The sequence below is a fragment of the Blastococcus sp. SYSU DS0616 genome (assembly GCF_054051015.1).
In genome coordinates this window covers 1-5,213 of the sequence record NZ_JBJHAJ010000049.1, presented here as the reverse complement: position 1 = coordinate 5,213, position 5,213 = coordinate 1, and the positions used below count along the sequence as shown (strand labels likewise).

The following is a 5,213-nucleotide window of genomic DNA, read 5'->3' as shown; positions in this document are numbered from 1 at the left end:
AGTAGTTCCTGTCGGTCAGCCGCGGGCCCCTCACCCTTGGGTCGTGGTCCCGACCCGGGCCGCTCGGGCCGGGGCCCGCCCCCCCAGCACTGGGGCGGCGCGGTCGGGCGGGAGCGCCTAGGTTCGCGCCATGGCCGATCTGCGCTTCTGGTTCGACCCGGTCTGCCCGTTCGCCTGGATGACGAGCAAGTGGGTCCGGCAGGTGAGCGCGCAGCGGGAGTACGCCGTCGAGTGGCGGTTCATCTCGCTGCGGCTGCTCAACGCCCACGTCGACTACGCCAGCCACTTCCCGCCCGAGTACGAGGCCGGGCACACGTCGGGTCTGCGCCTGCTGCGGGTCGCCGCCCGCACCCGCGCCGAGCACGGCCCCGAGGCCGTCGGCCCGCTCTACGCGGCGCTCGGCGCACGCGTCTTCGAGCAGCCCGCTAGCCCGGGCGACGAGGCGCGGCGCGGCACCCGGGAGTTCGCCGAGCCGGCGCTCGCCGAGGCGGGGCTGCCCACGGCGCTCGCCGATGCCGTGGACGACGACAGCTGGGACGCGCAGATCCAGGCGGAGACCGACGAGGCGCTCGGGCTCGCCGGCAAGGACGTCGGGACGCCGATCCTGCACTTCCGGCCCCCCGAGGGCGTGGCGTTCTTCGGGCCGGTCATCAGCCGGCTGCCCGCCGAGGACGAGGCCGTCGCGCTGTGGGACCACGTCGTGGGGCTCGCTTCGTTCCCCGGCTTCGCCGAGCTGAAGCGCAGCCTGCGCGAGCGCCCCCAGCTGCCGGCCTTCGGCGTGCAGGCCGGCGAGATCGGCCGGCAGGAGGACTGGCACGGCGGGAGCCGCCGGCAGAAGCGCTGAGCTGTCGCGGCCCCATGCGGGAGTGGCGGGATCGACCGAGCGAGCTAAGGTAAGCCTTATCTGACCACGCCGTCCGTCCCGGGAGCTGCTCGTGGCCACCACGGTCGACGTCCCGGCCCGGGACTCGGCACGACCTCCGGCACCGCCGGCGCGCGGCCGACGGCTGGGCACGCTGGCCCTGCTGCTGGTGCTGGTCGTCGCCGCCGCGCTGGCCAGCATCGCGGTCGGCACGCGCTCCATCGGCCTCGCCGACGTGTGGCGGTCGCTGCTCGACTCGGCGCTGGGTTCCGAGGAGGCGGTGATCGTCCGGCAGCTGCGGGTCCCCCGCACGGTGCTGGGGCTCATGGTCGGTGCGGCGCTGGGCGTGGCCGGGGCCCTGATGCAGGGACACACCCGCAACCCGCTGGGCGACCCCGGGCTGCTCGGCGTGACCGCCGGCGCCAGCCTCGCCGTCGTGCTGGCCATCGCCGCGCTGGGCATCCGGACGCCCGGTGGCTACGTCTGGTTCGCCTTCGCCGGCGCCCTGGTCGGCACGGTCCTGGTCTACGCGATCGGCTCGGCCGGGCGCGGCGGGGCCACACCGGTCACCCTGGCGCTCGCGGGGGCCGCGCTGTCGGCGCTGTTCTTCGCCCTGGTGCGCGCCGTCGTCGTCACCGACGAGCAGACCCTGGACAGCTTCCGGTTCTGGGTGGTCGGCTCGCTGGCCGGCCGCGGGGCCGACATCGCCTGGCAGGTGGGCCCGTTCATCGCGGCCGGGGTGGTGCTCGCCCTGGCCAACGCCCCGGCGCTGAACCTGCTCGGGCTCGGTGAGGACGTCGCCCGCGGCCTGGGCCAGCGCGTCTGGCAGGCGCGGACGATCGGCCTGGCCGCCATCACCCTGCTGGCCGGCGCCGCGACCGCCGCCTGCGGGCCGATCGCCTTCGTCGGCCTGGTCGTGCCGCACGTCGTCCGCGCCCTCACCGGCCCCGACCACCGGTGGCTGATCCCCTGCTCCGGCCTCCTGGGCGCCGCGCTGCTGCTGGCCGCCGACGTGATCGGCCGCGTCGTGGCCCGCCCGGGGGAGCTGCAGGTCGGCATCGTCCTGGCGCTCATCGGGGCGCCGTTCTTCGTCGCGCTCGTGCGACGTCGCCGGACGGTCACCCTGTGACCGCCACCGCCCCGGCCCGCCCGCGGCCCGCGCCGACCGCCCGCCCCCCGCTGCGCAGCGGCACGCCCGTGCGGGTGGGCCCGGTCTCGGCGATCGTCCGCTGGCGCGACGTCGTCGTGCCGGTGGCCGCGCTGGCCGCGCTGGTGCTGGTCTCGGCCCTGAGCATGGGGCGCGGCGACTACCCGATCGGCGTCGGCGAGGTGCTGCGGACGCTGGTCGGCCTGGGGGAGCAGACGCAGGAGTTCATCGTCCTGCAGCTGCGCGCCCCGCGGGTCGTCGTCGGCGCGCTGGTCGGGCTGGCCCTCGGGGTCTCCGGCGCGCTCTTCCAGACCTTCGCCCGCAACCCGCTCGCCTCCCCCGACACCCTGGGCATCACCAGCGGCGCCTCGGTGGGGGCGGTGGCGGCCATCGTGCTGACCAGCGGCACCTCCACCGGCGAGGTGCTGGGCGGTCTCGGCGTTCCCCTGGCCGCGCTGCTGGGCGGCCTGGTCACCGGCGTGCTGCTGTTCGTGCTGGCCTGGCGGGCGGGGATCGACGGGTACCGGCTGGTCCTCATCGGCATCGCGCTGTGGTCGGTCGGCGCCGCGCTGGTCGACTGGCTGCTCACCCGCGCCGAGATCTACGACGCCGCGTCGGCGTACGTGTGGATCACCGGCTCGCTCAACGCCCGCACCTGGAACGACGCGCTGCCCCTCGCCGTCGCCGTCGCCGTGCTGCTCCCGCCGGCGCTCGCCGCCGGCCGGGCGCTGGGGGTCATGCAGTTCGGCGACGACACCGCGCGCGGGCTCGGCGTGCGGCTGGCCGGGGCGCAGACCGCGGTCGTGCTGCTCGCGGTGGGCCTCGTCGGCTTCGCGGTCTCGGCCGCCGGGCCGATCACGTTCGTGGCCCTGGTCGTGCCGCAGATCGCGGTGCGGCTGACCCGCGGCTCGCGCCCGCCGCTGCTGACCTCGGGGCTGCTCGGCGCGCTGCTCGTGGTGGCCGCCGACCTGGTGACCCGGACGATGCTCCCCCAGGCCCTGCCGGTCGGCATCCTCACCGCCGCGATCGGCGCTCCCTACCTGCTCTGGCTCCTGGTCCGTGGAAGGCGGCGAGCGACAGCATGACGATCCACCCGGGTACCGAGCTCCTGCACCGGGCGGAGCCCGCCGCCCCACCGGCACCCGTGCGGCTGGCGGCGGAGGAGCTCCGGCTGGCCTACGACGACCAGGTCGTCGTGGACGGGCTCGACCTCGCGCTGACCGAGGGCTCCTTCACCGCGATCGTGGGTCCGAACGGCTGTGGCAAGTCCACGCTGCTGCGCGCGCTCGGCCGGCTGCTGCGCCCGGCGTCGGGCCAGGTACTGCTGGACGGCCGGTCGATCGCCCGCACGCCGACCCGCGAGGTGGCGAAGGTGCTCGGCCTGCTGCCGCAGACGCCGGTGGCCCCCGAGGGGCTCAGCGTCGGCGACCTGGTGGCCCGCGGGCGGCACCCGCACCAGACGTGGCTGCGCCAGTGGTCGCGCGACGACGAGGCCCTGGTGGCCGAGGCGCTGTCCTGGACGGGCATGGCCGAGCTCGCCGACCGCCCGGTCGACGCGCTCTCCGGCGGTCAGCGGCAGCGGGCCTGGATCTCGATGGCGCTGGCGCAGGGCACCGACCTGCTGCTGCTCGACGAGCCCACCACCTACCTCGACCTCTCCCACCAGATCGACGTCCTGGACCTGGTGGGCCGGCTGCACGCCGAGCGGGGCCGGACGGTCGTGGTCGTGCTGCACGACCTCAACCTCGCCGCCCGGTACGCCCAGCGGCTGGTGGCGATGAAGGACGGTGCGCTCGTCGCCTCGGGCACCCCGCACGAGGTGCTCACCGAGCACCTCCTCGCCGAGGTGTTCGACCTCGAGGCCCGGGTGCTCCCCGACCCGGTGACGGGGACGCCGATGGTCGTGCCGGTGCGCCGCCTGCGGTGACCCGCCTTCCCTCCGGGACTTAGGGCAGGCTAACCTTCCCTCGATCGGGATGATCATGCATCCCCGCACCCGAGGGAGTCCCCTTGCACCGCACCTCTCGCCGCCTGCTCGGCGGCTTCCTGGCCCTGGGCACGGCCGTCGGCCTCAGCGCCTGCGGGTCCGAGGACACGGACACCGACGCGGGCGCCGGTACGGAGCCGACCGCCTCCGGCGAGGCCTGGGAGTACACCGACGCCCTGGACAACACCGTCGAGCTGGACGAGACGCCGACCCGGATCGCCGGCCTCAACGACGTCATGGCCTCGCTGTGGAACTACGGCGTCGAGCCGGTGGCCACCTTCGGCCAGACCTCCGCGGCCGACGACGTCGCGTTCGAGGGGCGCGACCTCTCCGACGTCGAGATCGTGGGCGAGACCTACGGGCAGATCGACCTCGAGCAGCTGGCCGCGGCCGACCCCGACCTGATCATCACCTCGGTCTACCCGGTGGACTCGGCGGGGACGCTGGACCCGTCGTCGCCGCCGTACGGCATCGAGTCGCCCGAGCAGCTCGAGCAGCTCGAGCAGATCGCCCCCGTCGTCGCCATCGCCTACCGCGGGTCGGCCGCCGACGTCATGGAGGAGGTGGCCGACCTCGCCGAGAGCCTGGGCGCGGACTCCGGCACCATCGAGTCGGCCCGCGCCGAGTACGAGGAGGCCGCGGCGGCGCTCACCGAGGCCGGCGAGAAGGGCCTCAGCGTCCTGCCGGTCTACGCCACCCCCTCGGAGGGCTGGTGGATGGGCAAGGCCGAGGACGACCCGGCCCTGCGCCTCTACTCCGACCTCGGCGTCGACTTCGTCGACCTGGGCGAGGAGGGCTACTTCTGGAAGCCGGTGGGCTGGGAGCAGGTGCCCGACTACCCCAGCGACGTGCTCCTGTACTCGCTGCGCGGGGGGATGACCCCCGAGGAGATGGCCACCCAGCCGACCGCCGCCCGGCTGCCGGCCCTCCAGGCCGACCAGGCCTACCCGTGGAAGTACATCGGCATGGACTACGCCGCCCAGGCCGAGTACATGCAGGAGCTGGCCGACTGGCTGACCGAGGCCGAGGACGTCACGCCCTGACGCACCGCCCCACTGCCGAGGTCACGTGATCTCGGCGCAGCACGGCCCCGGGGGGGGGGGGGGGGGGGGGGGGGGGGGGGGGGGGGGGGGGGGGGGGGGGGGGGGGGGGGGGGGGGGGGGGGGGGGGGGGGGGGGGGGGGGGGGGGGGGGGGGGGGGGGGGGGGGGGGGGGGGG

Annotated in this window: 5 protein-coding genes; all 5 read left to right on the top strand. The window is 75.8% G+C overall.

The genetic code is table 11. The features are described 5' to 3' along the window. Positions 1 to 130 precede the first annotated feature (130 nt). The 5 genes from ACI79K_RS20945 to ACI79K_RS20925 all read left to right on the top strand — a co-directional run bounded on the left by ACI79K_RS20945 (position 131) and on the right by ACI79K_RS20925 (position 5,039). Positions 131 to 844 (top strand): mycothiol-dependent nitroreductase Rv2466c family protein, encoded by a 714-nt coding sequence (locus ACI79K_RS20945; RefSeq protein WP_456590049.1) that lies wholly within the window; start codon positions 131 to 133, stop codon positions 842 to 844. 91 nt (positions 845 to 935) lie between these two features. After that, positions 936 to 1,991, top strand: a complete 1,056-nt coding sequence (locus ACI79K_RS20940) for a FecCD family ABC transporter permease (RefSeq protein WP_456597765.1) — start codon at positions 936 to 938, stop codon at positions 1,989 to 1,991. Then, positions 1,988 to 3,094: a FecCD family ABC transporter permease gene (locus tag ACI79K_RS20935; RefSeq protein ID WP_456597764.1), complete on the top strand. Its 1,107-nt coding sequence runs from the start codon at positions 1,988 to 1,990 to the stop codon at positions 3,092 to 3,094. The genes ACI79K_RS20940 and ACI79K_RS20935 overlap by 4 nt, the downstream gene beginning before the upstream one ends. After that, positions 3,091 to 3,936: an ABC transporter ATP-binding protein gene (locus tag ACI79K_RS20930; protein ID WP_456590046.1), complete on the top strand. Its 846-nt coding sequence runs from the start codon at positions 3,091 to 3,093 to the stop codon at positions 3,934 to 3,936. Before ACI79K_RS20935 ends, ACI79K_RS20930 begins: the two co-directional genes overlap by 4 nt. A gap of 83 nt (positions 3,937 to 4,019) precedes the next feature. Next, positions 4,020 to 5,039, top strand: coding sequence for an ABC transporter substrate-binding protein (locus ACI79K_RS20925; protein ID WP_456590045.1), 1,020 nt, complete (start codon positions 4,020 to 4,022; stop codon positions 5,037 to 5,039). The last annotated feature ends 174 nt before the right edge of the window (positions 5,040 to 5,213 follow it).

Excerpts from the sequence above, each read along its gene's own strand:
- ACI79K_RS20930 (WP_456590046.1), top strand. The coding sequence starts at position 3,091 with ATGACGATCCACCCGGGTACCGAGCTCCTGCACCGGGCGGAGCCCGCC.
- ACI79K_RS20945 (WP_456590049.1), top strand. The coding sequence starts at position 131 with ATGGCCGATCTGCGCTTCTGGTTCGACCCGGTCTGCCCGTTCGCCTGG.